21 protein-coding genes and 1 pseudogene are annotated in these 26,296 nt (G+C 64.6%); 17 read left to right on the top strand and 5 right to left on the bottom strand.

The features are described from left to right. Positions 1-200 precede the first annotated feature (200 nt). The 4 genes from DXK50_RS03100 to glcD form a co-directional block, all read right to left on the bottom strand. Positions 201-599, bottom strand: a complete 399-nt coding sequence (locus DXK50_RS03100) for a heme-binding protein (RefSeq protein ID WP_161864091.1) — start codon at positions 597-599, stop codon at positions 201-203. Positions 600-817: 218 nt separating this feature from the next. Further along, positions 818-2,035: a glycolate oxidase subunit GlcF gene (glcF, locus tag DXK50_RS03095; protein WP_212629300.1), complete on the bottom strand. Its 1,218-nt coding sequence runs from the start codon at positions 2,033-2,035 to the stop codon at positions 818-820. A gap of 3 nt (positions 2,036-2,038) precedes the next feature. After that, on the bottom strand, positions 2,039-3,094 hold the full coding sequence (gene glcE / locus DXK50_RS03090; RefSeq protein ID WP_212629299.1) for a glycolate oxidase subunit GlcE: 1,056 nt from the start codon (positions 3,092-3,094) through the stop codon (positions 2,039-2,041). Beyond that, the gene (glcD, locus tag DXK50_RS03085) at positions 3,094-4,593 is read right to left on the bottom strand and encodes a glycolate oxidase subunit GlcD (RefSeq protein ID WP_212629298.1); all 1,500 of its coding nucleotides are present in this window, start codon (positions 4,591-4,593) and stop codon (positions 3,094-3,096) included. The genes glcE and glcD overlap by 1 nt, the downstream gene beginning before the upstream one ends. A 238-nt stretch (positions 4,594-4,831) precedes the next feature. On the opposite strand from glcD, the gene glcC reads away from it, so the two are divergent. Further along, positions 4,832-5,605, top strand: a complete 774-nt coding sequence (gene glcC / locus DXK50_RS03080) for a transcriptional regulator GlcC (protein WP_212629297.1) — start codon at positions 4,832-4,834, stop codon at positions 5,603-5,605. Positions 5,606-5,730: 125 nt separating this feature from the next. Here glcC and flgA read toward each other — a convergent pair whose 3' ends face one another. Continuing rightward, positions 5,731-6,444, bottom strand: a complete 714-nt coding sequence (flgA, locus tag DXK50_RS03075) for a flagellar basal body P-ring formation chaperone FlgA (protein ID WP_249186602.1) — start codon at positions 6,442-6,444, stop codon at positions 5,731-5,733. Between the two features lie 183 nt (positions 6,445-6,627). On the opposite strand from flgA, the gene DXK50_RS03070 reads away from it, so the two are divergent. From DXK50_RS03070 to DXK50_RS02995, 16 genes and pseudogenes are all read left to right on the top strand, one after another. Continuing rightward, positions 6,628-6,981: a flagellar basal body protein gene (locus DXK50_RS03070; protein WP_161864086.1), complete on the top strand. Its 354-nt coding sequence runs from the start codon at positions 6,628-6,630 to the stop codon at positions 6,979-6,981. A gap of 2 nt (positions 6,982-6,983) precedes the next feature. Then, a complete protein-coding gene (gene flgC, locus DXK50_RS03065) occupies positions 6,984-7,412 on the top strand; it encodes a flagellar basal body rod protein FlgC (RefSeq protein ID WP_161864085.1) in 429 nt (142 codons plus the stop codon). Between the two features lie 71 nt (positions 7,413-7,483). Beyond that, positions 7,484-8,089 (top strand): annotated as a pseudogene (flgD, locus tag DXK50_RS03060) (flagellar hook assembly protein FlgD); the annotation flags it as partial. 35 nt (positions 8,090-8,124) lie between these two features. Then, positions 8,125-9,312, top strand: coding sequence for a flagellar hook protein FlgE (gene flgE / locus DXK50_RS03055; RefSeq protein ID WP_212629295.1), 1,188 nt, complete (start codon positions 8,125-8,127; stop codon positions 9,310-9,312). A 9-nt stretch (positions 9,313-9,321) separates the two neighbouring features. Further along, a complete protein-coding gene (locus tag DXK50_RS03050; RefSeq protein WP_212629294.1) occupies positions 9,322-10,053 on the top strand; it encodes a flagellar basal body rod protein FlgF in 732 nt (243 codons plus the stop codon). Between the two features lie 145 nt (positions 10,054-10,198). Beyond that, complete coding sequence (gene flgG / locus DXK50_RS03045; protein WP_161865882.1) at positions 10,199-10,984, top strand: flagellar basal-body rod protein FlgG; 786 nt, start codon at positions 10,199-10,201, stop codon at positions 10,982-10,984. Positions 10,985-10,989: 5 nt separating this feature from the next. Further along, positions 10,990-11,652 carry a flagellar basal body L-ring protein FlgH gene (gene flgH / locus DXK50_RS03040; RefSeq protein WP_161865883.1) on the top strand — a complete coding sequence of 221 codons (663 nt, stop codon included), beginning with the start codon at positions 10,990-10,992 and terminating at the stop codon, positions 11,650-11,652. A 9-nt stretch (positions 11,653-11,661) separates the two neighbouring features. Continuing rightward, complete coding sequence (locus DXK50_RS03035) at positions 11,662-12,756, top strand: flagellar basal body P-ring protein FlgI (protein ID WP_212629293.1); 1,095 nt, start codon at positions 11,662-11,664, stop codon at positions 12,754-12,756. Between the two features lie 3 nt (positions 12,757-12,759). Next, on the top strand, positions 12,760-13,884 hold the full coding sequence (locus DXK50_RS03030) for a lytic transglycosylase domain-containing protein (protein ID WP_212629292.1): 1,125 nt from the start codon (positions 12,760-12,762) through the stop codon (positions 13,882-13,884). Between the two features lie 3 nt (positions 13,885-13,887). Beyond that, complete coding sequence (flgK, locus tag DXK50_RS03025) at positions 13,888-15,255, top strand: flagellar hook-associated protein FlgK (protein ID WP_212629291.1); 1,368 nt, start codon at positions 13,888-13,890, stop codon at positions 15,253-15,255. A 23-nt stretch (positions 15,256-15,278) separates the two neighbouring features. Further along, positions 15,279-16,196: a flagellar hook-associated protein FlgL gene (gene flgL, locus DXK50_RS03020; RefSeq protein ID WP_212629290.1), complete on the top strand. Its 918-nt coding sequence runs from the start codon at positions 15,279-15,281 to the stop codon at positions 16,194-16,196. Positions 16,197-16,209: 13 nt separating this feature from the next. Further along, entirely contained in the window at positions 16,210-17,235 is a 1,026-nt protein-coding gene (locus tag DXK50_RS03015; protein ID WP_212629553.1) for a hypothetical protein, read from the top strand. A 294-nt stretch (positions 17,236-17,529) separates the two neighbouring features. After that, on the top strand, positions 17,530-18,312 hold the full coding sequence (locus tag DXK50_RS03010; protein WP_212629289.1) for a type IV pili methyl-accepting chemotaxis transducer N-terminal domain-containing protein: 783 nt from the start codon (positions 17,530-17,532) through the stop codon (positions 18,310-18,312). A 78-nt stretch (positions 18,313-18,390) separates the two neighbouring features. Further along, a complete protein-coding gene (locus DXK50_RS03005; protein WP_212629288.1) occupies positions 18,391-19,362 on the top strand; it encodes a GGDEF domain-containing protein in 972 nt (323 codons plus the stop codon). Positions 19,363-19,940: 578 nt separating this feature from the next. Further along, positions 19,941-22,712, top strand: a complete 2,772-nt coding sequence (locus tag DXK50_RS03000) for a bifunctional glycoside hydrolase 114/ polysaccharide deacetylase family protein (RefSeq protein ID WP_212629287.1) — start codon at positions 19,941-19,943, stop codon at positions 22,710-22,712. Further along, the gene (locus DXK50_RS02995) at positions 22,690-26,286 is read left to right on the top strand and encodes a tetratricopeptide repeat protein (RefSeq protein ID WP_212629286.1); all 3,597 of its coding nucleotides are present in this window, start codon (positions 22,690-22,692) and stop codon (positions 26,284-26,286) included. The genes DXK50_RS03000 and DXK50_RS02995 overlap by 23 nt, the downstream gene beginning before the upstream one ends. Positions 26,287-26,296: the final 10 nt, after the last annotated feature.

The raw sequence follows: 26,296 nt of genomic DNA, 5'->3' as shown, positions 1-26,296 counted from the left end.
CCTGTTCTCCTGTCTGCATCCGGTTGCCTGGGATGCCTATGAATTTCATCTCGCCTCGATCAGTTCCCTCGCCCCTTTGGGGAGAGGGTTAGGGCGGGCCGCGTACGGAGAGGGGAATAGCGGCGTTTCGCGTCGCTTCCAGCCCTCTCCCCCAGCCCCTCTCCCGCAAGCGGGAGAGGGGAGAAAACGATGCTTGCTGCTTACAGCACCGCTATCCCCGCCTTGGCCACCTGCGCATCCTGTTCGGCCTTGACCCCGGACACGCCCACGGCACCCACCACCTGGCCATCCACCAGCACCGGCACACCGCCCTCCAGCGAGGTAATCAGCGGCGCGCTGACGAAGGCGGTGCGACCGCCGTTGACCATGTCCTCGTAGCCCTTGGTTTCGCGGCGGCCGATAGCGGCGCTGCGCGCCTTTTCGGTGGCGATATAGGCGCCGATGGGCGCGCAGCCGTCGAGGCGTTCCAGGGCTAGCGGATGACCGCCATCGTCGACCACGGCGATGGCCACGGCCCAGCCCTGTTGCTGCGCTTCGTTGCGGGCCGCCTGGAGGATCTGGCTGACTTCGATCTGGCTGAGTACGGCTTTGCTTTGCATGGCATACCTCGTATTCGTGTCTTCGTGATCAGTTGTAGGGTGGATGTCGCTTTCTTCATCCACCGCTTGTTGGGCAGGGCCAAGCCCTGACCGGCAGCGTGCTAATCCGTAGGAGCGAGCTCTGCTCGCGAACCCTGGCAAACGGCAAAAGCTTCGCGAGCAGAGCTCGCTCCTACCTATGCAAGATCATTCGAGGCTTGCACCCCGCTACGCTGTGATCAGTGCATGGCCTCCTCGACTATTTCGATCCAGTGCCTTACCGGCGTGCGTCCGGCACCATCCAGATGGGTCTGGCAGCCGATGTTGGCGGTGACGATGGCGTCCGGTTTGCCGCTTTCCAGGGCGTTGAGCTTGTTGTCGCGCAGCTGGCGTGACAGCGCCGGCTGTGTCAGCGAATAGGTGCCGGCCGAGCCGCAGCACAGATGGCTGTCCGGCACGGCGGTGAGGCCGAAGCCGAGGCGCGTCAGCACGCCCTCCACCGCGCCGCCGAGCTTCTGCGCATGCTGCAGGGTGCAAGGGCAGTGGAAGGCCAGGCGCTGCTCAGCGCGTACCTGCAGCTGTTCCAGTGGCTCACCCAGCAGCACTTCGACCAGATCCCTGGCCAGGGCGCTGACCCGCGCCGCCTTGCTCGCATAGGCGGGGTCGCTGGCGAGCAGATGGCCGTAGTCCTTGACGAAAGCGCCGCAGCCGCTGGCGGTCTGCACGATGGCCTCGGCGCCGGACTCGATGGCCGGCCACCAGGCGTCGATGTTCTGTCGCGCGCGTTGCAACCCGGCTTCCTGGGCGTTGAGGTGGTAGTCCACGGCGCCGCAGCAGCCGGCCTCGTGGATCGGCGTGACGCTGATGCCGAGGCGATCGAGTACGCGTGCGGTGGCGGCGTTGGTGTTGGGCGACAGCCCCGGCTGCACGCAGCCTTCGAGCATCAGTACGCGGCGGGCATGCTGCTGCGTCGGGCGCGGCTTGGCCGGGCGAACTTCGCGCGGCAGCTTGGCCTTGAGCGCGGCCGGCAGCAGCGGGCGCAGGGCCAGGCCAGTCTGGGTCAGCGTCTTGAACAAGGCCGGGCGCGGCACCACGGCGCGCAGGCCCTGACGCAGCAGGCGTTCGTTCAGCGGCCGCGGCACCGCCTGCTCGACCACTTCGCGGCCGATATCCAGCAGGTTGTGGTACTGCACACCGGACGGGCAGGTGGTTTCGCAGTTGCGGCAGGTCAGGCAGCGATCCAGATGCTCCTGGGTCTTGGCGGTCACTTCACCGCCTTCGAGCATCTGCTTGATCAGGTAGATGCGCCCGCGCGGGCCGTCCAGCTCGTCGCCGAGCAACTGGTAGGTCGGGCAGGTGGCGTTGCAGAAGCCGCAATGCACGCAGGAGCGCAGGATGCGCTCGGCTTCCTCGGCGCGCGGCAGGCGTTTGGCCTGTTCACTCAAATTGGTCTGCACGTCTTATACCTCGGCGTACATGCGGCCAGGGTTGAAGATGCCCTGGGGGTCGAGCTGGTTCTTCAGCTGGCGCTGGTAACGCAGCAAAGGAGCAGCCAGCGGCTGGAAAGGTTGCGCCTGGCCGGCAGCGAAGCAGGTGGCGTGGCCGCCGAGCTTGGCCGTCACGCGCTGGATCAGCTCGCCATCGGCGTCCGTCTTCAGCCAGCGCTGCGCGCCGCCCCAGTCGATCAGCTGGCGGCCGGGCAGATCGAGCAGACCGCTATTGGCCGGCAGCGACAGGCGCCACAGCGTGCCGCTGCCTGTAAAGAACGGCAGGCGCTGTTCACGCAGTTCGTGCCAGTAAGCGTTGTCGATCTCTTCGCCACCCAGGCGTTGGCGCGCGGCCAGCACAGAACCTTCGCCGCCTTCCAGGCGCAAGTGCAGCGCCGCACCGTCATGGCTGGCGGCGCTGATCGGCAGCGGCTGCTGGCCCCATTCGGCGAGCTTGTTCAGTGCCTGCAGGGCGTCCACTTCCAGGCGCAGGCTGAGTACCTGGCGCGGCTTGGGCAGCACCTTGAGCGAGACTTCGGCGAGCAGGCCGAGGCAGCCGAAACTGCCGGCCATCAGCCGCGACAGATCGTAGCCGGCGACGTTCTTCATCACCTCGCCGCCGAAGCGCAGCAGCTTGCCCTGGCCGGTGATCACGCGGGTGCCGAGCACCTGGTCGCGCACCGAACCGGCCCAGGGTCGGCGCGGGCCGGACAGCCCGGCAGCGACCATGCCGCCCAAGGTGGCGCCATCGCCCAGGTGCGGCGGCTCGCACGGCAGCATCTGGTTGTTGGCCTCCAGTGCCGCCTCGATCTCGGCCAGCGGCGTACCGGCACGGGCGGTGAGCACCAGCTCGGTGGGGTCGTAGCTGACGATGCCGCGATGCTGACGGGTGTCCAGCACTTCGCCGCTGGTGGCGCGGCCCAGATGGGCCTTGCTGCCGCTGCCATGGATGCGCAGCGGGGTGGCGCTGTTGAGTGCGTGGTTGACCTGTTCCAGCAGCGCGGCGCTGGCGTCGAAATCATGCGACATCAGAAACGCTCCAGTTCCGGGAAGGGCAGTTGGCCGTGGTGCACGTGCATGGCGCCGAACTCGGCGCAGCGGTGCAGGGTGGGGATGTTCTTGCCCGGGTTGAGCAGGCCGCTGGGGTCGAACGCCGCCTTCACCGCATGGAACAGGGTGATCTCGTCGCTGTTGAACTGCGCGCACATCTGGTTGATTTTCTCGCGGCCCACGCCGTGCTCGCCGGTGATGCTGCCGCCGACCTTGACGCAGAGTTCGAGGATCTTGCCGCCGATGGCCTCGGCGCGCTCCAGCTCGCCCGGCACGTTGGCATCGAAGAGGATCAAGGGGTGCATGTTGCCGTCGCCGGCATGAAACACGTTGGCCACGCGCAGGCCGTACTCTTCGGAGAGCTCGGCGATGCCGCGCAGCACGCCGGGCAGCTCGCGGCGGGGGATGGTGCCGTCCATGCAGTAGTAGTCCGGCGAGATGCGCCCGACCGCGGGGAAGGCGTTCTTGCGCCCGGCCCAGAATTTCACCCGCTCGGCTTCGTCGCGGGCCAGGCGCACTTCGGTGGCGCCGGCTTTCTCCAGCACCTCACGTACCCGTTCGCAATCGTCGGCGACGTCGGCCTCTACGCCGTCCAGCTCGCAGAGCAGGATGGCCTCGGCTTCCACCGGGTAGCCGGCGTGAATGAAATCTTCGGCGGCGCGAATGGCCAGGTTGTCCATCATTTCCAGACCGCCGGGGATGATGCCGGCGGCGATGATGTCACCCACGGCGCGGCCGGCCTTTTCCACCGAGTCGAAGGCCGCCAGCAGCACCTTGGCCACCTGCGGCTTGGGCAGCAGCTTGACCGTCACTTCGGTGACGATGCCGAGCATGCCTTCGGAGCCGGTGAACAGCGCCAGCAGGTCGAAACCCGGCGCGTCCAGGGCGTCGCTGCCGAGGGTCATGAACTCGCCCTCGACGGTGAGGATGTCGACCTTGAGCAGGTTGTGCACGGTCAGGCCGTACTTCAGGCAGTGCACGCCGCCGGCGTTCTCGGCGACGTTGCCGCCGATGGAGCAGGCGATCTGCGACGAGGGGTCGGGGGCGTAATACAGGTCGAAGGGCGCGGCGGCCTGGGAGATCGCCAGGTTGCGCACGCCGGGTTGGACGCGGGCGAAGCGGCCTTCGCGGTTGATCTCGAGAATCTGATTGAAGCGCGCCATCACCAGCAGGATGCCCTGCTCCAGCGGCAGCGCGCCGCCGGACAGGCCGGTACCCGCGCCGCGCGCCACCACCGGTACGCCACGTGCGTGGCAGAGCTTGAGCAGCTGCTGCACCTGCTCGATGCGCTCGGGCAGCACCACCAGCATCGGTGTGGTGCGGTAGGCGGACAGGCCATCGCACTCGTAGGGCTTGAGGTCTTCCTGGGTGTGCAGGATGTCGAGGTCGGGCAGGTGCTGGCGCAGCTCGGCCAGCAGCGCAGCTTTTTCGACCTTGGGCAGTGCGCCGTCGACGCGCTCGTCGTACAGAATGCTCATGGCAGGCTCAGTCGTGGACGTTGTTTTTATTGGCGGTCATGCTGCGACCATGGGCCGCATGTTTAGGCTCTCGGGTCCCGGTCGTCCATTCTCTTTGTTGCTGGTAGGACCAGTTTCTTTCGCCACGCTTTCACCTGAATTCAGGTAAAAGACTTATGCTTGCTGGGCTAAGGGATGGCTTGGAAAGCAAGCGAAAGGGGCTGTGATAACTGGTACGACCAGTTCTGAGGAGGCTTAAGTGGATGCGAGTCAGGGCGCCGCACGACGCCAGGTGAGTGACGTGGTGGCCGAGCGAATCGAACGCCTGATCGTCGATGGCGTGCTCAAGGTGGGCCAGCCGCTGCCGTCGGAGCGGCGCCTGTGCGAGAAGCTGGGCATCTCCCGCTCGGCGCTGCGCGAAGGGCTCAAGGTGCTGCGCGGACGGGGCATCATCGAGACGGCCCAGGGCCGCGACTCACGGGTGGCCAAGCTCAGCGGCGAGCGTGATGCCAGCCCGCTGATGCACCTGTTCAATTCGCAACCGCGCACGCTCTACGACCTGCTCGAAGTACGCGACCTGCTCGAGGGCGAGTCGGCGCGTCTGGCGGCGCTGCGAGGCACCGAAGCGGATTTCGTACTGTTGACGCGGCGCTATGAGGAAATGCTCGCCGCACACACCCAGGAAAACCCGGTCGACCCGCGCGAGCATGCGCGCCTCGACCACGCCTTCCACCTGGCCATCTGCGAGGCTTCGCATAACCCGGTGCTGGTGCACACCCTGCAATCGCTGACCGACCTCATGCTCAGCACCGTGTTCGCCTCGGTGAACAACCTCTACCACCGCCCGGCGCAGAAGCGGCAGATTGACCGTCAGCACTCACGGCTGTATCACGCGGTTATCGAGCGCCTGCCGGAACAGGCCCAGCGTGCCGCGCGCGATCATATCCACAGCATCCGCGACAACCTCAAGGAGATCGAGCAGGAAGAGCAGCGCCTGGTGCGGGCGACCATGCGCTTGGAGGGCTGGGCTTAGGGCGAGCGAAACCCGTCGGTCAATGGTGGCGGGTTGCACCCGCCCTACATATTTGTGGGAGGGGCTTTAGCCGCGACCCGCCAGACCCGCTCGCTGCGCAAGCGCCTCCCACGTGGCATGACACCCTACCTGAAGGTGCTGGTGACCACGCCTTCTTCCACCACCTGCGCCTCGATCACCTTCTGGCTGCCGAGGTTGCGCACGCGGATCACCTCGCCTTCGCGGCCATTGGCCAGCGCCTCGCCGGTGGCCGAGGCGGAAATGCCGTCCTGGCTGGCGATGATGGTGACCTGCTGGCCGCGGCGAATCAGCAGCGGTGCGCTAAGCAGATTCGGCGCGATCAGCTGGCCGGCGCGCACACGGCGCTTGGCACCCTGACCGACCACCTCGTCGAGGCTGTTGTAGAAACCGCGCGAGGCCTTGCCGATATTCACTTCCTGCAGTTGCAGCTGTTCGGCGCTGATGGTCTGGCCGCGCTCGATCACCCGCGCGGCATGTACCACCGGCAGGAAGACGTTGGCCTGCACCAGGGCGGTGATGCTCCAGCCGGGGTTGTCCGGGCAGCTCAGTTCCAGGCGCTGGCGCGCCAGCGCCGAAGGGTCATTGCTGCTGACCGTCACGCTCGGTGCCTGGCTGCAGGCCGGCAGTCGTTCCGCGCTGCCCACCAGCGTGGTGTCGAGGCTGTGGCGCTGGCCTTGCCAGGCCTGGCGTTTGGCTTCCTCGGCGAGCTTCTGCTGCATATGCGTGGCGATGGCCTCGTCGATTTGACTGGCGGCATCTGCCTGCGCGCGTGGCGAATCCACAGCCAGTGCGGAGAAGAGGAAGAGCGCCGACGCCAAGGCGGAAAAAGCCTTTCCGCTTTTCCCTACGGCGATACGGCGATGCGGAAAAAGGGCGACGCGAATATCACCGGTTGATTTGGTAAATCCCTGAAAAATCAATGCTCTACGGCTCTCTTTTGGGTTGGGCACGCTTTGTGCTCAAGGCACCTGGGCACAACCTTGGGTTAAGGGTACCGGTGAATGAGTATACGGATTGATGACGTGGTGGGCCTGCATTCGCGTGCGCTGGAGCTGCGCATGCAACGCAGCGAAATCCTCGCCGCCAACCTGGCGAACGAAGACACGCCAGGCTTTCTCGCCCGCGATATCGATTTCGCCGGCGAAATGCAGCGGCTCGATCCGCAGCAGCGTTTCGCCGCCAGCAGCGCGGAGCTCAAGTACCGCGTGCCGACCCAGCCGTCGCAGGACGGCAACAGCGTCGAGCTGAGTGTGGAGCAGGCCGCGTTCTCCAAGAACAGCATGGACTTCCAGACCAGCCTGACCTTTATCAGCATGAAATTTCGCGGCCTGAAGCAGGCCATCGAGGGACGCTGACCATGGCTTTCGACTCCATTTACCGCATTGCCGGCTCGTCGATGAATGCGCAGACCGTGCGCCTGAACACCGTGGCCAGCAACCTGGCCAACGCCGACTCGGCCGCCGCCAGCGCCGAGGATGTGTATCAGGCGCGCAAGCCGGTGTTCGCCGCCGTCTACAACAATGACCAGCTGACCCGCAGCGTGGGCATGGGCGGCGCCCACGTGCAGGTGCTCGATGTGGTCACCGCCGGCCGCGAGCCGGTGCGCCGTTACGAGCCGGACAACCCGCTGGCCGATGACAAGGGCTACGTGTTCTACGCCGACATCGACCAGATCGAGGAAATGACCGACATGATGTCGGCCACCCGCAGCTTCGAGACCAGCGTTGAGGTGCTCAACCGCCTGAAAAGCATGCAGCAGGGCCTGCTCAAGCTTGGAGAATCCTGATGGCCGCGGTCAGCAACAACAGCCAGAACAACCCAGCCTACGGCATCGACGAGGCGGTCAAGCAAGCGGTCAACGTCAGTGACGCGACCCAACTGGAAAACAACTTCCTCACCCTGATGGTCGCGCAGATCCAGAACCAGGACCCGACCAAGCCGGTGGACAGCACCGAGTTCCTCAACCAGTTCGCCGCCATGAGCCAGGTTAAGAGCCTGGAGAACATGGCCTCGCTGAGCAAGAGCAACCTGGTGCTGCTGGACAACCTGCAGACCCTCACCGCCGCCGGCCTGGTCGGCCAGGAAGTGAAGGTCGCCACCGAGCAGCTGGAGCTGGGTGCAGACAAGGTCAAAGGCGAGATCAATCTCGAACACGCCGCCGGCAAGCTGGCCCTGGTGGTAACCGACAGCAACGGCGTGAAGAAGGAGATCGACCTGGGCGCCCAGGCGCCGGGTCGCGTGCCCTTCGAGCTGGACCCCAAGGCCCTTGGCCTGGCGCCGGGCAGCTACAAGGTCGAGGTCAAGAGCGACAGTGGCGAGTACCCGAAAGTCGAGGTGGCCGGCCGCGTTACCCAGGTGCGCGTCAGCGCCGAGGGGCCGGTGCTGGAAGTCGTCGGCATCGGCTCCGTGCCCTTCTACAACATCACCGAGTTCGGCCAGACGCAGACCGCCGGTCTGCTCTGAACCCACCCAGTCGTCAATTCAAAGGTCCAGTCGCCATGAGTTTCAACATCGCCATGACCGGCCTCAGCGCCGTCAACGAACAGCTCAATACCATCAGCCACAACATCGCCAACGCCGGTACCACCGGCTTCAAGTCCTCGCGCACCGAGTTCGGCAGCATCTACGCCGACAGCCAGGCGATGGGCGTGGAAGTGCTGGCCACTACCCAGAGCATCAGTCAGGGCGGCTCGCTGGTGACCACCGGGCGCAGCCTCGACCTGGCCATTTCCGGCGGTGGCTTCTTCGTCACCCGCGGCGGCAATGGTGAGGTCAGCTACACCCGTGCCGGCGTGTTCGGTGCCGACAAGGACAACAACATCGTCAACGCCGCCGGGCAGACCCTGCAGGGCTACCCGGTGGACGCCGCCGGTAATCTGCAGGTGGGCGCCATGGGCGATCTGCAGCTGCAGAACGCCAACCTGCCGGCGCGTGCCACCGACAGCCTGGCCTTCGTCATGAACCTGGACTCCAACCAGGCCGTGCCGGCCACCGCACCGTTCGATCCGGCGGACGTCAACACCTACAACTCCACCTACACCACCAAGGTGTTCGACTCCCAGGGCAAGGAGCACACCCTGACCCAGTACTTCGTCAAGACTGGCGACAACAGCTGGGAAGCCCACTATTACGCTGGCGGTGCGGCTGTAGGCGCCCCTCAACCCCTGACCTTCGGCACCAACGGCACGCTCACTGCGCCGGCCGGTCCGGTCAACGTCGGTTTCGCCCTGCCCGGTGTCGACCCGATGGCCATCGCCATCGACTACAGCAATTCCAGCCAGTACGGCTCCGACTTCGTCGTCACCACCAACCGTGCCAGTGGTTACGCAGCGGGTGAGCAGACCGGCCTCTCCGTAGAGAAGGACGGCAGGGTCTACGCCAACTACAGCAACGGCCAGCGCATGCTGCAGGGCCAGGTGGCGCTGGCCACCTTCGCCAACGCCGGCGGCCTGAAGAACATCAGCGGCACCGCCTGGGTGGAAAGCGCCGACTCCGGCGCGGCGCTGATCGGTGTGCCCGGCGTCGGTCCGTTCGGCGCGCTGGTGGCCGGTTCGCTGGAGAACTCCAACGTCGACCTGACCCAGCAATTGGTCGGCCTGATGGAGGGCCAGCGCAACTACCAGGCCAACACCAAGGTGCTGACCACCAACAAGGAACTCACCCAAGTGCTGTTCGGCGCGATCTGAGGCTGACCCATGGACCGTCTCGGCTACACCGCAATGACCGCCGCCAGCCGCACCATGAGCTCGCTCACGGTGCGCGCCAACAACCTGGCCAACGTCAACACGCCCGGTTTTCGTGCCGACCTCGAACAGGCCCAGGCCGTTGCCGTGGAAGGCTACGGCTACGACAGCCGGCACCTGGCACGGGTGAAGAACAACGGCGTCAACCTGGCGCCCGGCGAGCTGATGGCCACCGGCCGTGATCTCGACGTGGCGATCCAGGGCCGCGGCCTGTTCGCTGTCGAAGGTGACGGCGGCGCGGAGCGTTACACCCGCAACGGCGCGCTACAGGTCGATGCCGACCTGCGCCTGACCCTGAATGGCCGCGCCGTGCTGGGCGAGGGCGGCCCCATCGTGCTGCCCGAATACGACAGCCTGCACATCGGCCGTGACGGCACCGTGTCGGTGATCCCGCGTGGCGATTTCGTCACCGCCGAGGTGGACCGCATCCGGGTGGTGGATGTCGACGCCGCCGACCTGACCAAGGACGCCAGCGGCCTGCTGATGCGCATCGATGGCCAGCCGGCCGAGGGGCTGGAAGCACCGGTGCTGGTGTCCGGCTACCTGGAGGCGAGCAATGTCGGCGCCATCGATCAGCTGGTGGCGACCATGAGCCTGAACCGCCTGTTCGAGACCCAGGTGAAGATGATGAAGGCCGCCGAAGACTTGTCCGACGCCGGTAACCGGATGATCCGCGGCGGTTGAGCCGGAAAGCCGGCGGCCGTGTAGGAGCGAGCTCTGCTCGCGAATCGAGTTTCGCCAGACACAGCTTCGCGAGCAGAGCTCGCTCCCACGAAACACAGGCGCACGTCGTTGATACAGCGTTCGCCACAGCGAAGAGGTAATGCACATGAGTTCCGCACTTTGGGTCAGCAAGACCGGCCTGGCCGCCCAGGACAAGGCCATGAGCGCCGTTGCCAACAACCTGGCCAACGTCAACACCAACGGCTTCAAGAGCGACCGCGTGGTGTTCGAGGACCTGTTCTACGCCATCGAACTGCAGCCGGGTGCGCAGGCCGATGAGGTCAACACCGTACCGTCGGGCATCCAGCTCGGCAGTGGTGTGCGCGTGGCCGGTACGCAAAAGGTGTTCACCGAAGGCAGCATCCAGACCACCGGCCAGCCGATGGACCTGGCGATCATCGGCGCCGGCTTCTTCCAGGTGGAAGCGCCCAACGGTGACATCTACTACACCGAGAACGGCCAGTTGCAGCTCAACGCCGAAGGCATGATCGTCAACTCCCAGGGCCTGCCGCTGACGCCGGCCATCGAAGTACCGGCTGGCAGCAGTCGTTTCACCGTGGGCAGCGACGGCATCGTCACCGCCGTGCTGGCCGGCGACACCCTGCCTTCGGAGCTGGGCCAGATCACCTTGGTCAACTTCACCAACCCGGGCGGCCTGGAAGCGCTCGGCGGCAACCTCTATCGCGAAACCGTGGCCAGCGGCGAACCGGTCGAGGGCGTGCCGGGTGCGGATGGCCTGGGCAATATCAAACAGGGCGTGCTGGAAGGCTCCAACGTGCAGGTGGTCGAGGCCATGGTCAACATGATCTCCATCCAGCGCGCCTACGAGGCCAACGCCAAGGTGCTCGACGCCGCGTCGGGTATGCAGCAGTTCCTCAACCAGACCGTGTGACCGCCATGACCCGCCTGCTCCCGCTCGCTCTGCTTCTGGCCCTTGGCGGCTGCGCCAGCTTCAAGGAGATGCTGCCCGAAGAGGATTCCAGCCAGTACCAGCCGCTGGCGCTGGATTACAGCCAGCCGCCCACCACCAGCGGCGGGCTGTTTCGCAGCGGCTACAGTGGCTCGCTGATCGGCGACAAGCGTGCGGTGCGGGTCGGCGACATCCTTACCGTGGTGCTCGACGAGTCGACCCAGTCGAGCAAGAGCGCCGGCACCAGCTTCGGCAAGAAATCCGGGGTTTCCGTCGGGATTCCCACCGTCCTGGGCAACCAGTACGACCGCCTGGAAAGCTCCGCCGCGGCCGAGCGCGATTTCAATGGTTCGGCGCGCAGCTCGCAGCAGAACACCCTGCGCGGCTCCATCGCCGTCACCGTGCATCAGGTACTGCCCAACGGCACCCTGCTGATCAAGGGCGAGAAGGCCCTGCGCCTGAACCAGGGCGACGAGTACATCCGCCTGGTCGGCCTGGTACGCATGGACGACATCAACCGCGCCAACCAGGTGTCCTCGCAGAACGTGGCCAACGCGCGCATCTCCTACGCCGGTCGCGGCGTGCTCAACGACAGCAACTCGGCAGGCTGGCTGACGCGCTTCTTCGCCCACCCGCTGTTCCCGCTCTGAGGTCCGGTCATGCTCAAACGCTCACTCGTCGCCCTGCTCCTGGCCTGGCCGCTGTCGACCAAGGCCGTGCCGCTGATGGACCTGGTGGATATCGAAGGCATCCGTGGCAACCAGTTGATCGGCTACGGCCTGGTGGTCGGCCTCGACGGTACCGGTGACAAGAACCAGGTACGCTTCACCAGCCAGTCGGTGGCCAACATGATCAAGCAGTTCGGCATCAACCTGCCGCCGAACGTCGATCCCAAACTGAAGAACGTCGCGGCCGTCACCGTGACCGCGGAAATTCCGCCGTCCTACAGCCCTGGGCAGAGCGTCGATGTCACCGTCGCCTCGCTGGGTGACGCCAAGAGCCTGCGCGGCGGCCAGCTGCTGATGACCCCGCTGCAGGGCGTCGATGGCGAAACCTATGCCCTGGCCCAGGGCGCGGTGGTCGTCGGCGGCCTGAATGCCACCGGGCAGAGCGGCTCCAGCGTGGCGATCAACTCCGCCAACAGCGGCCGCGTGCCCAATGGCGCCACGGTGGAGCGGATGATCCCCAGCGACTTCAGCGAGCGCGCCGAGGTCATGCTCAACCTGCGTCAACCCAGCTTCCAGACCGCCGCCAAGGTGGTCGAGGCGGTCAACGGTCGTTTCGGCAACGGCACCGCCAGTGCCCTTAACGCGACCAAGATCGCCATCCGCGCGCCCATCACCAGCACCCAGCGCATCGGCTTCATGGCCATGCTCGAGGGCCTGGACGTGGAAGAAGGCCGCGAGCGACCGAAGGTGGTGTTCAACAGTCGCACCGGGACCGTGGTGGTCGGCCAGGGCGTGCGCGTCAAGGCCGCTGCCGTGGCTCACGGCACCCTGACAGTGACCATCAGCGAGAACCCGCAGGTCAGCCAGCCCAACGCCTTCTCCGGTGGCCAGACCGCCGTGGTGCCGCGCTCCGACGTCGCCGTCAGCCAGGACAAGAACGCCATGTTCAAGTGGCCCGATGGCGCCAGCCTGGACAGCATCATCAACACCGTGAACAGCCTCGGCGCTACCCCGGACGATGTCATGAGCATCCTCCAGGCGCTGGAACAGGCCGGTGCCCTCAACGCTGAACTGATCGTGATCTGAGCCATGAGCATCGTTTCCCTCGCCCAACACATGAACAGCCACCGCGGCAGCGCCGAGGGCATCGGCACCGCCCGCGAGCAGCAACTGCAGGCTGCGGCCGAGCAGTTCGAGGCGCTGTTCCTGCAGCAGATCCTCAAGCAGATGCGCAAGGCCAGCGACGTACTCGCCGAAGGCAACCCGATGCGCAGCCGCGAGATGGACACCATGCGCGACTTCTATGACGAAGTGCTGGCCGAGACCCTGGCCGGGCGCAAGCAGACCGGCATCGCCGACATGCTGGTCAAGCAGCTGTCCGGCGCTGGCGACAGCGCGGTGGACATGGACGCAGCCGCCGCTGCCGCCCGCTCGGCGCAATTGCCGCAGCGCTCCGCCAGCAGCCTGCTGGAGCCGCTGCGCAGCACCTGGCAGCGCGGCGTCGACAGCCTCGGCAAGGTCTGGGACAAGGGCTCGGCGGGGTTCGTCGCCCTGGTCGATCGGGTCATCCAGCAGGAATCGGCCGGCCGCGTCGACGCCGTATCGTCCAAGGGTGCGCGCGGCCTGATGCAGCTGATGCCGGACACCGCGCGGGAAATGGCCGCCGAACTCGGCTTGCCATTCAGCGAAGCCCGCTTGACCACGGACGCCGCCTACAACAAGCGTCTGGGCAGTGCCTACCTGGACAAGATGCTGCAGCGTTACGACGGCCACCAGGCGCTGGCGCTGGCGGCCTACAACGCCGGGCCGGGCCGGGTCGACGAGTGGCTGAAGGTCAACGGCGACCCGCGTCGCGGCGAGATCGCCACTGGCGCCTGGATCGAGCGCATTCCCTTCCGGGAGACCCGCGACTACACGCGCAAGATCCTCGGCGACCTGGCCAGGGCCGAGACGCCGAGCAAGGATGACGCGCAGGCCAGCAGCCCGCTCAGCGCACAGACCCGCCAGCAGCTGGCCAGTGCCCTGAGTGCCGACAGCGGCCTGCTGCTCGGCGCCGTGGCCGGCAAGCAGGCGCTGGTGCGTGACGAGTTTAAGTCCACCGCCGATTCCGTCGCCCTGTCCTCAGTACCAGCCCAATTCGCTGCCGACGACGCCCGTGCGCCGCGTCTGGCGGCCTTCGCTCAGCCGATGCGCTTCGAGCGGCAGGAGAGTTAATTCGTGAGCATCCTCAACCAGATCGCCTACAGCGGTGTGCGTGCCAGTCAGGTGGCCCTAGCCACCACCGGGCAGAACATCGCCAACGTCAAGACGCCCGGCTTCAGCCGCCTGCAGACCATCACCGGGTCGCTGGCCGGGCAGGGAGGCCTGAGCGTCGGGGGCGGTGTCGAGGTGATCAGCATCCGCCGCATGACCAACGAATTTCATAACCAGCAACTATGGCGTGCCACCACCGAGCAGAACTTCTACAGTGCCTCGCAGCAGTACCTGACCGCGCTGGAAGCGCTGATGTCCGGCACCGGTTCGAGCATCAGCGCCGGCCTCGACCAGTTCTTCGCGGCCCTGAGCGAAGCCAGCGCCACGCCCGGCTCCATCGCCCTGCGCCAGCAGATCATCGGCGAGGCCGGCAACCTGGCGCAGCGCTTCAATGGCCTGAGCAGCAACATCGACGCGCAGGTCAAGGCGCTGCAGGAGCAGCGCACGGCCATGGCCACCGAGATCAACGGCCTGACCGAGAATATCGCGCTGCTGAACAAGAAGATCGTCGAGACCGAATCGGTCAAGGGCGACAGCACCGCGCTGCGCGATCATCGCGAGAGTCTGATCGGCGAGCTCAGCCAGTTCGCCAAACTGCGTGTCAACGAAACGGCCGACGGTTCGGTCAGCGTCGCCCTGGCCAACGGCCAGCCGCTGGTAGCAGGGCCTACCGCCGGCCAGCTCAAGGTGACGATGACCGCGAGCGGCGAGCAGGAAGTCAGCCTGGCCTTCGCCGGCACCAGCTTCCCGCTGCGCCAGGACGGCTTCGGCGGGGCCTTCGGCGGCCTCCACGACGTCGAGTACGGCAGCCTGCGGCCGAATCTGGATGCCCTGCATGACATGGCCGGGCAACTGGCGCAGATGGTTAATGACGTGCTGGCCACCGGCTTCGACCTCAATGGCAACCCGGGCCAGCCGCTGTTTGTCTACGATCCGACCAGTACCACTGCGCTGTTGCGTGTCGAGCCGCTGGCGGCCGAGCAACTGGCGCTGTCCTCCGCTGCTGGAGAGACCGGCAACAACGAGGTGCTGCTCGATCTGCTCGGCCTGAAGAACCGGACCATCACCCTGAACGGCAGCCAGGTCACCCTCAACGACGCCTATGCCGGCCTGCTTGGTCAGGTGGCCAGCGACAGCCGACAGAATCAGGCCGACCTCAAGTCCGCCACCGCCGTGACCCAGCAGGCGCAGTCGCAACGTGACAGCGTCAGCGCCGTGAGCCTGGACGAGGAGGCGGTCAACCTGATGACCTACCAGCAGGCCTACCAGGCCAACATGAAGGTCATCAGCACCGCCAACCAGTTGTTCGACGACATGCTTTCCGCGTTCTGACGCGGTTCCAGAGAGATTCAGCCATGATGCGCATCACCAACTCGCAGATCACCTCGCTGATGCACAACTCGATGAACGCCAGTTCCGCCGAGTTGGGCAAGCTGATGCAGCAGATGGCCACCGGCAAGCGCATCCTGCTGCCATCCGACGATCCCATTGCCAGCGTACGCGTGCTGCGTGTCGAGCGTGAGGAAGCGAGTCTTGAGCAGTTTCGCAAGAACATCGCCAACGTCTCCGACAGCCTGTCGACACAGGAGGCCAACCTCAAGTCCACCTCCGACGCCATGCTCAACGTGCGTGACCTGCTGTTGTGGGCGGCCAACGGCTCCAACACCAGCGAAGACCTGGCCGCCATGGCCGGCGAGCTGTCGATCATCGAGGACACCATCTTCAGCTTCGCCAACGTGCGTGACGAGGAAGGGCGTTACCTGTTCTCCGGCACCCTCAGCGACACGCCGGCGCTGGCCTTCGACGCCGCGACTCAGACCTACAGCGTCAGCGGCAACGACAAGCACCGTCAGGCCGCCGTGGCCAATGGCGTGCTGGTTGACGAGAACGTCACCGCCGCCAGCGTCTTCGGTGCGGGCGTGGGCGTGCTCAACGAGCTGCGCGGCCTGATCAACACCCTGCAGGACCCGGCCCTGGACGTCACCGACCCGGCCGTACGGCAGCAGATCGTCGACACCCTGGGTGCCCTGGATGAGGCGCATGGCCGCGTGATGGGTTCGATCACCGAGCTGGGCGGCCGGCAGAACGCCCTCACTCTGCTCACCGACAGCAACGAGGACGTCTCGCTGGTCAACCAGAAGATCGAAGGCGAACTGTCGCGTCTCGACTATGCCGGCGCCACCATCGATCTGAATAACTACCAGCTGGCTCTGGGGGCAACGCAGAAGACCTACCTGAAGATCAACGAGATGTCGTTGTTCAGCCTGCTGTAAGGAGCCTGCGGTGATCAAGGTCGATAAACAGCTTCCGGTCGTCACGGCCCTCGATCCGCAGGCACGGCGGCCAGTGCAGGGCGAGCAGGCCGTGCAGCGCCAGCGCAAGCAGGCGCCGGCAACCGAGCAGGCGGCGCAGCCTCGCGGCAAGAGCGCCAGCTTCAACCTGCAGCTCAATCAGCAGCTGACCTCGATGCAGGCCGCCGACAGCTACCTGGGCGAACTGGCCGGGCGCCTCGGCCAGCTCAAGCTCAGCCTCAGCCGCGAGCTGAGCAACGCCCAGGCCGGCGAACGCGAAGGCCTCAAGCGCGAACTGGAACAGGTGCGCAAGCTGCTCGCCGAGCGTGGTCAGCGCTCCGGCGAGGCACTGGATGCCGGCTTCAAATTGCGTCTCAACGAGCCGGTGCGCAGCCGTTTCAGCCTGCAGGGCCTGGATTCGATCGCCAGTGTGCAGCAGGCCGGTAAGGAAACCCTGCTGTTCAGCGCCGGGCGCAAACTGGCCGAACCGTTGGCCGTGGTGCTCGACGAGGGGCTCAGCGAGCAGCAGATCCTGCGCCGCTTCAATGCCGGCCTCGGCCCGGCCGGCATTCGCGCAGAAGTGGATAGCGGCGGAGCGCTCAGGTTCAGCGCCCGCGAGAGTGAGTGGCAGCAGCTCAAGGGCGAACTGCGCGTGCAGGGCGAGGGCAAGCTGGCGGCCAAGGCCGCGGCGCCTGTGGTCAGCCAGGAAGACCAGCTGCTGCGCCTGCCCGAAGCCGCACGCCTGGACGGTGCGCGAGAATTGCGCCGGGCCCTGGATGAAGTGGTGGCGGCGCTAGACAAGATCGGCTCGCTGCGTGAGCAACTCAGCCATCGCCAGGACGAGATCCGCGAGTTTCTCGCCCGTCATGCCGAGCACAACGAGCGCGAGTGGGCGCGGGATTTCGCCGGCGAAGTGTTCAACCTCATGCGCCGCAGCCCCAGCAGCTATGCCGCGGTGACCCAGACCGTCGTCGCCCAGGCCAATATCAGCCGTTCCAGCGTGGTCAGCCTGCTGTCCTGATCGGCGGAGCTTCGATTCCTCAGCCGTCAGCCGCTTCCCTTGTTTCATGGCGACTGACGGCTTTTTTATCCGAATGCTGCAGAAAAGTACGACCAGTCGTCCGCTTCATGACTGGTCGCACAGAATGATGGCCTTTTAACAGCTATCATCGCGCCCTTTCTGCAGCATCTGGGCCCTGCGCCCGTCGAAACTGCCCCTCGCATTCCAATAAAAACCCCGTATTCAAGGGTTCACCCGTCCACTGCTGGCGCTCGCCCGCGGTGCATTGCCTCGTCCCCGAATTGGAGTACCGACGTGTTGAAGAAGTACCTGTCTCTTATTCTGCTCGCCTGCACCGCGCTGGTGAGCATGCCAAGCCTGGCGCAGCTAAGCGATTCCGAAGCCATGAACATGGCCGGTCTGCAGCGCTCGCTGACCCAGCGCATGGCCAAGAACTACCTGATGCTGGGCGCCGATGTACGTGTGGACGTGGCCCAGCGTCAACTGCAGGAAACCATCGAGCGTTTCGATGCCAGCCAGAAGGCGCTGGCCGGCTACGCACCCACTGCCGAGATCCAGGCTGCGCTGGCCAAGGTCGACGCCACCTGGGCCGTCCATCGCCAGCAGGTCGAAGCCAAGCCTGACCACGCTAAGGCTGCGCAGATGCTCGCTACCAGCGAGGAACTGCTGCAGCAGACGCAAACCGTCAGCGACCTGATGGGCAAACACCTGGGCGCCATGGGCGCTTCCGTACACCGCACCGGCTGGGCTCGCGTGCAGACCCAGCGCATCGCCATGCTCTACATGGCCAAGTCCTGGCGTGTGCCGGCACCGGACCTGGACGCCGAGCTGGACAAGGCCGTGAGCGATTTCGAAACCATCCTCAAGGAGCTCGAAGCCCGTGGTACGCCGAATGAAAATATCGCCAACGCCCAGCGCCGCGCCCGTGCCCATTGGGGCTTCACCCTCAAGGGTATCGATCTGCATGCCGAGCGCGACTTCGTGCCGACCGTGATCACCGTCAGCACCGACTCGCTGTTCCGCCAGCTCAACGAACTGACCCGCCTGTACGCCGGTCTGCAGGCTAAAGAGGCCTGATAGCCATTCGCCAGGCCGTCACCTGGGCCGCCCGTTTTTGCGCTATAACGGAGCGCAAGGCGGGCGGAGGTAATGGGTATGAGCGAAGTGAATGATCAGGCGGTATACAAGACCCTGCTGGAATCCACACGGGCGATTCCCTGGAAGATCGACTGGAAGACCATGACCTTCGCCTACATCGGCCCGCAGATCGAGAGTCTGCTGGGCTGGTCGCAGGCCAGTTGGGTCAGCGCCGAGGACTGGGCGACGCGCATGCACCCGGACGACCGCGAGAAGGTAGTGGATTTCTGCATCTCGCAATCGCAGAACGGTGTCGACCATGAGGCCGACTATCGCGCCCTGACCGCCGCCGGCGACTACGTGTGGATTCGCGACGTGGTGCACGTGGTGCGCAATGACAACGGCGAAGTGGACTCGCTGATCGGCTTCATGTTCGACATCAGCGAACGCAAGAAGACCGAGGAGCAACTGCTGACCCTGCAGAAGCAGTTGGAAGAGTATTCCTACAAGGACGGCCTGACCGGCGTCGCCAACCGGCGCATGTTCGACACGGTGCTGGCCACCGAGTGGGCGAACGCCCAGCGCACCCAGCAGCCGTTGTCGCTGATCCTGCTGGATATCGATCACTTCAAGCAGTTCAACGACCATTACGGCCATATCCAGGGCGACGATTGCCTGAAGAGCGTCGGCCAGGCACTGAGCCGCGCCGCCAGCCGGCCAAGGGATTTCGTCGGCCGCTTCGGTGGCGAGGAGTTCGTGCTGGTGTTGCCGGAGACCGACGAGGCCGCCGCCCGCCATATCGCCGAGCGCTGCCGCCAGCAGGTGCGCCAGCAGCGCATCGCCCACGAGCGCTCATCGGTGTCGTCCCTACTCACCATCAGCCTCGGTGTGGGCACCATCGTGCCGGGCGCTCACGACCGTCCGTTGGACTTCCTCAACAGCGTCGACAAGTTGCTCTACCAGGCCAAGCAGCGCGGTCGCGACCGCTTGGAAGTGGCCAAGGCTACTGCTCCTTCGACGCTCGATGGTGCCGCTGACGCCCGCGCTTGAGCAGTCGTTAACCTGGCCGTAACGATTGCGCCGCCTGCTTGATTGATGACTACGAGGTCACGACTACCGCCGCAGTGGTCGTGCCGCCTCCATCTGTGCGTGTTCGGAGAGCGCTGCATATGTCGCGCGGCGAGCATTGCCGATTGCGAGCCCAAGCTGAACACCCAACTTCCCGCCCGTTGCTACTGCCTGTCGCTGTTGCGCTTTCATAGCGGCGGCGTTACGACCGTTTGGTACAGTGGGATCGAAAACTCAAACCCTGGTTTTGCCAAGTTTTTAGCAGAACTTTCCGATAACGCTTTTTGTTCATATCAAAGCACCGCAGTCGGCGTGACTGACGTCGCGGTATCACGTGACGTTAATTTGACTTTGTGTCCGTTTGTCCGGTTCTTGGGTTGGTATGGCATCAGAAAATTGACTTTATCGAGGGCTTGCTGATTCAATGTGATAGCTTTTTGATGTCACGCCTTTTGCTCGGCCTCTCTGCGCAGGTGCCGGCTTCTCGCCGTGATGGGGTGGCCTCGCCAGGGGCTTTTGTCGAGCCGTAAGCGCGCAAGCGCTTTTTTTTGCAGCGGGTCATGCAGGTGAAGTCTTCACAGGGAATTGCCGGGCTCTTTGGCTTGGTCGTAGCGTTTTTCGCTGCTACAGCGTTCTCTCAGCCGACAAGTGTCGCCTTTTGGTATGCCGATCAGCCGCCTCTGCCCGAGCTGTCTCAGTTTGAGTGGGTGGTCGTTGAGTCGGGGCATGTGTCTGAAAATGATCTCGCTTATCTCAAGGGGCAGGGCAGCGAGGTTTTCGCCTATCTATCTATAGGTGAATTTGACGGCGACGCGGCCACGGCTGGTCTGAGCGAGGCAACCAGCACTGTCAGAAACGATGCCTGGAACAGCCAAGTGATGAACCTGGAGGCCCCGGCATGGCGTGATTACCTGTTTAAACGTGCCAGTACCCTCCGACAACTGGGTTACGACGGCATATTTCTCGATACCCTGGACAGCTTTCATCTGCAGCCGCAGGAGGTGCAAGAGGCTCAGCGTAAAGCGCTCAGAAGCCTGCTTAGCGAATTGCACCGTCATGAACCGAAGCTCAAGCTGTTCTTCAATCGCGGCTTCGATGTGCTGCCAGAGTTGCCAGGGGTTGCCTCTGCCGTTGCCGTAGAGTCCATCTATGCCGGTTGGACTGCGGGGGGGGGTTACAAGGCGGTATCGCAGAGCGATCGTGACTGGTTGCTGCCGCATCTCCATAAAGCGCGGGCGCAGGGCATTCCGGTGGTGGCGATCGAGTATTTGCCGCCAGAGCAGCGTGAAGGGGCGCGTGAGCTGGCCGCGCGCCTGACGCAGGAGGGATTCATTCCTTATGTGACGTCTCCTGAACTTAACGCCTTGGGCATCGGTGGGGTGGAGGTCCAGCCGAGGCGCATTGCCCTGATCTATGACGAGCGCGAGGGGGCACTGGAAGACAACCTGGGGCACGTGTATCTAGGTGGTCTGCTCGAATACCTGGGATATCGCGTCGATTATTGGCCAGCGAACGCCACGCTGCCTCAGCGCTCGTTGAAGGGACTGTATGCCGGCGTCGTGGTTTGGATGACCAGTGGTCCGCCGGTTGCCCGTGACTACTTCGAAGTGTGGTTGGGACAGCGACTCGATGAGCAGGTGCCGATTGCTTTCATGTCTGGCATGCCCACCCGCAACGACAGCCTACTGGAGCGCCTGGGCATTCGCACGCGCTCCCAGCCGGTGGCCAAGGGGGCGCAGGTGTTGTCTCACGACCCGACCTTGCTCGGTGCATTCGAAGCGCCGCTGCGTGTGCGCACCCGTGATGTGGCCGCGCTGACCGTCAGCAATCCGCAGCGCACTCAGGCGGCCCTCTCGCTGCAAAGCGGTGAGCGTGTTTACGTGCCAGTGGCGACTGGCGATTGGGGCGGCTATGCCCTGGCACCTTACGTGCTGGAGGAGGGACTGGAGGGCCGGCGTTGGATACTCGACCCGTTCGCCTTCATTACCCGTGTCTTCAAGTTGCCGGCCTTGCCGCGGCCCGATAGCACCACCGAGAATGGCCGGCGCATCGCCACCGTGCATCTGGACGGCGATGGCTTCGTGTCCCGTGCGGAAGTGCCGGGTTCGCCCTATGCCGGCACCCAGGTGCTGGAGGACTTTATCAAACCCTACCCGCTGCTGACCTCGGTATCGGTGATCGAGGGCGAGGTCGGTCCTCGAGGCATGTACCCTCATCTGGCCCGAGAGCTAGAGCCCATCGCCCGCAAGATTTTTGCTAATCCCAAGGTCGAGGTGGCTAGCCATACCTTCAGTCATCCCTTCTTCTGGCAACCGGAAAGGGCCGCGCAGCGCGAGAATTTCGAAGCTGCCTACGGTTACATGATGGCCATTCCAGGTTACGAAAAATTGGACATGCGCCGCGAGGTGGTCGGTGCGCGCGACTATATCAACCAGCGCCTGACCACGTCCGAGAAGCCGGTGAAGATGATCTTCTGGTCCGGCGATGCCCGGCCGGATGGCGAAACGATCAAGCTGGCCTACGACAGCGGCTTGCCCAACGTCAACGGTGGCAACACCGCGCTGACCAATGCGTATCCCTCGCTCACCGGACTCTATCCGCTCATCCGTCCGACTTCTGGTGGCCTGCATTTCTATGCCCCGGTGATCAACGAGAACCTCTACACCAACCTGTGGACGGGGCCCTACTACGGCTTCCGTGACGTTCAGGAAACCTTCGCGCTCACCGATAGCCCGCGGCGGCTGAGAGGTTTCCACCTGTATTACCACTTCTACTCGGGCACCAAGCAGGCCTCCATCCGCGCCATGCGCCAGACCTATCAGACCATTCTAGATGGCCAGCCCCTGTCGCTGTGGATGAGCGACTACATCAAGCGAGTCGAGGGCCTCTACCGGGCGAGCCTGGCCAGACGCAGCGATGGTGCCTGGCAGGTCAAGGGGTTGATGGGCATGCGCACGCTACGCCTCGACCCCGCTCTGGGCTGGCCTGATCTGGCTCGGTCCAAGGGCGTCGCCGGCGTGCGCGAGTTGCCCCAGGGGCGCTACGTCCACCTGAGCGCTGCCGATGTAGTGCTGGCGCTGCGCGAAACCCGCGATCCGGGTCCGGCTCTGGAGGACGCCAACATTCCGCTGACCGACTGGCGCTACCTGGACGACAAGCGTGTCGCGTTTTCCTTCAGTGGCGAGTTCCCCTTGGCATTCAGTGTGCGTTCGGCTGCGTCATGCCACGTCAACGCGGGGGGGGGGCGCTTCACGGGTAAGCATGACGATGGTGTATGGCACTTCGAGTTACCGATGAAGCAGGTGAGAGATGGACAGCTTGTCTGCAACTAAGAGAAGCGCGCCGCGTACACGCCTGCTCAACCCCTGGATGATTCTGCTGGTTGCAGGGTTCGTGGTGGCGTTACTGGTGCTGTCGTACAAGAGCGAAGAGGTGTTCTTGCCGAATGCCGACGACACGCCCGACGCCGTTGCCATCAGTTACACCGAACTGCTGATCAAGGCCCACCCCGAAGACGACAAGCTCCGCCTGAGGCTGATCGATCAACTGATTCAGGTGGGTGATTTCACCCGTGCCCGGGACTATCTGGAGCAACTGCAGGGGCAACTGCAATCCGTCACGCCTTTCTACCGGGTGATGCTCGATGTGCTGCGCGCCCAGGCCGACCAGGACGGTTTGAGCGATGAGCGGCGTGCCGCGTTGATTGCTGAATTGCGCAGCCTGAAAATCCCGGAACTGGACACGTCCATGCTCGAGCGCCTGGCGCGCTACGCGCTGCAGATCGGCGGCTTGGATGTCGCGGTAACGGTCTACCAGGCCCTGGCTGAGCGGGACGGAGAGCGCCGCCAGCATTGGCTGGAAGAGGCGGCGATCTGGAGTCTTGCCGACAACGACCAGGCCGGCGCAGCGCAGCTCTATCTGCAGTTGGCTGAGGGCGAAGGCGACCAGCACAAACGGCTGGAGTACCGGCGCGAGGCGTTCGATGCCCTGCGTGCTGCGGATCAGCCTGAGCGTGCGGCCGAGCTGCTGGCCCGGCACCTGGCCGAGCTGGACGCCGAGCCCGCTTCGCTCGACTGGCTCGCCGCTGGCGTCGATGCCGCTCAGGGCGGGCAACGCTACGATCTCGCAGCGACCTTCATTCAGCGCTGGCTCGACCTTAAACGCGACGATGTGCGCGCATTGAACGCCGACTTCCAACTGAGTCTGGCCTCCGGAGCGATTGATCGCGCCTGGCAGTTGGCTCCCGAGTTGCTGGCGCTCAAGCCGGATGATTATGACCTGTTGGCCGAGTTGGCGCGGCTGGCCGAGTGGACGGGCCATACTCAGGAGGCATTGCACTACTGGGTGCGGATGCTGGGGCAGCGTTCCGACCCGGAACTGCGCGAGCGCGTCTGGCGTTATGCCCTGCAACTTTTCGATTTCGACCAGGCCATCGCGTCCCTGTCTGCCATCGACCAGCAGCGGCAGATGAGCGATGTGGAAATCGACACGCTGGTCTACGCCCACGAAACGCGTGGCACCCCCGAGGAGGCCGAAGCCTGGCTGATGGCCTACCTGCGGCGTTATCCCAATCATCTCTTCGCACGTCAGCGCCTGCGTCAGCTGTTGGAAAACACCCACCAGTTGAGCAAGGAAGTGATGCAGTGGCAGCTGTTGGCCGAGCGCGGGCCATTGACCGTCAAGGAGCGGATTCGCTGGGCCAGTGCGTATTGGACCCTGTTCCAGCCGGAGCGGGCGTGGCAGGTGCTGGAGGCAGTCGATCTGGATCAGGTCGACGATGCACAGTTCTGGCAATTGCGCGTCAATCTGGCGTGGGAGCTGGAGCGAGACGAGGATGTTAAGGCTGCCTACGAACGCATGCAGAGCCTCTCGCTCAAGCTCGGCCTCGAGGACGAGGATCGCCTGGTCGACCTGTATTGGGATGTCGAGCCCAGGCGCTCACTGCAGGTGCTGATCGACAGCTGGCATCGCACCGGGCGCGTGGCTCGCCTGATTGCAGCCTTGCAACTGGCCGAATCATTGCGTGACCGAGAGGTGTTGAGCCGTCTTCTGGTCGAGGCGCAGGCCTCGCCCAGCGGGCGCGATAACTCGCAGTACTGGATCGCCCGCGGTGCATTGGCGGCGATGGTTGGCGAGGTTGTTCGGGCGCAGCATTATTACGAGCAAGGCCTGGCGCTATTCCCCGATGACAACCAGCTGCGCCAGAGCCTGTTGTGGCTACACATCGACAACGGTAAGCGCGATGCCTTGGCTCAACTGCTGCCAGCTTGGCGTGCGCTGGCCGTGGCGGATGGCCAGTTGTGGCTGCCCTATGCCAACGCCTACATGCTGCTCAATGACACACAGCGGGCTTTGGCCTGGTTTCGCCGTTACCTCAAGTCGAATCCGTCGGACCGTTTGACCATGGCGGCCTATGCTGATGCCGCCGAGGCTGCCGGCTATAACGATCTGGCCTGGCGCCTGCGTCGTCAGTTGCTGCGCGAGCTGCACCATCAGAACGCCAGTGCGACCCCCGCAAGCTATGCCCTGTACCTGCGTTTGCTGGCAGGCTCGCAAGGTTCGCTGGCCTCGTTGGCGCAGGCTAAGCAGCGCTGGAATGGCGAGCAAGCGACGCTGCAGATCTGGTTCGAACATTTTCTCGATCAGCTCGACGTCAGCAACCAGACCGCGCTCAAGGATGACTGGCTGGCCTGGGGTGCGGCGCGTGGCCTGAGGGCGGGGCGCTACGACGAAATTCAGCAGGCACTGCGTAACGACAACCATGCTCAGATACAGCAGCTGCTGGAGCGTGGCGGGCTCGATGCGGCGCACCAGGTCGAAGCCCTGTCGCGTCTGGGTCATCAGGGCGAAGCGCTGTCGACCGCGCTTGGTGCGCTGGGCCAGGAGCAACCAGAGTCGATTCGCCAACAGTTGCGTCAGCAGGCCATTGGCTCGCTGCAGCGTTCGCCGCAAGGCGTGCAGCTTGGTTGGCGCACGCAGGACTTTGGCGGCCTGGATTTGAAAGGCCCGCGTTTGCAGGCTGCCCGCTATTTGGGCGATGACTGGTATGCCGACCTGCAGCTCGAGCAGGGCCGCTACGACAGCGCCAATCTGGACAATGCGGTGCTGGGTACCGAGCGTAACCTCAAGCTAGAGGCCGGTCGTGAACTGGCCGATGGCGAGCTCAACCTGATCGTAGACAGCAGTCTGCGCGACGACGAGGATCGCCATGGCCTTGGCATCGAGCGGAGCTGGCGCCTGACCTCGCGCGATGAGCTGGGGTTGGCGTTTGACTGGCATCGCCAGGCACAGGACAGCGGCATGCTGAGGGCGCTGGGTATGCGCGACGGGGTTCGCCTCAGCGGTCAGCACGGCATGTCGACGCGGGACCAGTTGACCTGGTCGCTGAACCATAGCCGCTACAGCTCCAGAGACGGCGACGCTTTTGGCAGTGGCCATGGCCTTTCGCTGGAGTGGGCGCACATGGTGTTTTTCGATGAGCCGTCCTGGTTGCTGCGATCAGGTATCGACTATCAGCGCAACGGCGTGAAAAGCGAGCTCAGCGACGACCTGCTGAGCGCCAATGGAGGCGCTTACATTCCAACCGGCGATGCAACCGGCATTCTGGGCGAAGAAGTGCTGCAGAGCCGCTACGGCCAGCTCTACGTCGCCAGCACCCTGCGCCGCGGCTTCCCTGGCGCACTGAACAGAACCCGACCGCAGTTCACCTGGATGATCGATACCGTTGCGGGTTGGCAATGGACGGAGCGGCAATTCAATTACGGCATCAACCTTGGCGTCGGCGTCGAGTTGTTTGGAGACGACGAGTTGGCCGTGACCCTCGGTTACCAATCCGCCCCGCGGGGTGGGGAAGGCGATCCTGGTGGTTCGCTTGGTATCACCTACAGCACCCGCTTCGGGCGCTAAGCAAGGATTC

It is taken from the genome of Pseudomonas sp. KB-10 (assembly GCF_018221585.1).
GTDB classification, from domain to species: Bacteria; Pseudomonadota; Gammaproteobacteria; order Pseudomonadales; family Pseudomonadaceae; genus Aquipseudomonas; species Aquipseudomonas yangonensis.
This window is presented reverse-complemented; position numbering and strand designations above follow the sequence as displayed.